The 736-nt window shown below is 43.5% G+C and carries 1 protein-coding gene; it reads right to left on the minus strand.

Annotated features, from left to right (window positions below; all coding sequences use genetic code 11):
• Positions 1-736: DUF1542 domain-containing protein (locus HT734_RS09130; RefSeq protein ID WP_173308524.1), on the minus strand; the 736-nt coding region annotated here is incomplete at both ends.

Consider the following 736-nt stretch of genomic DNA (forward strand, 5'->3'; position numbering starts at 1 on the left):
CTGCATCTTTAGCTGCATCTTTAGCTGCTTTCTTCTCGTCATCTGTCAAGTCTGTACGAGCGTCAATTGCTGCTTCCTTAGCTTTAAGAGCGTCATCGATTGCTTGCTTAGCTTCTGGTTTAGCTTTGGCTTCTGGATTGATTGCTTCAACTGCTCCAGTACCAGCTTCTTTAGCTTTATCTACTTCCGCATCACTTGGTGCTGCATCAATTGCTTCTTTAGCTTTATCTGCTGCATCTTTAGCTGCATCTTTAGCTGCTTTCTTCTCGTCATCTGTCAAGTCTGTACGAGCGTCAATTGCTGCTTCCTTAGCTTTAAGAGCGTCATCGATTGCTTGCTTAGCTTCTGGTTTCTTAGTTGCTGCTGGATTTACTGCTGTAACATCTGCTACACCTTTATCTTTAGCACCATCTACTGCTGTTTGCGCTTCTGCTGCTTTTTCTGGTGTTTCTGCGTTGCTTGGTTGAGCATCGATTGCATCTGTTGCTTCCTTAGCTTTTGCTTGAGCTTCTTCTTTGGCTTTAGCTTTCTCTTCATCTGTGAGATCGTTACGGCCAGCGATTTCTGCTTCTTTCTTAGCTAATTCATCCGCTACTGCTTTCTTAGCTGCTTCTTTAGCTACTGGGTTAACTTTTGCAATTTCACCAGTTCCTGCTTCTTTAGCTTTATCTACTTCTGCATTGCTTGGTGCTGCATCAATTGCTGCTTTAGCTTTATCTGCTGCTTCTTTAGCTGC

Origin of the sequence: Streptococcus sp. k-90 (assembly GCF_013277565.1) — a bacterium.
Classification (GTDB): domain Bacteria; phylum Bacillota; class Bacilli; order Lactobacillales; family Streptococcaceae; genus Streptococcus.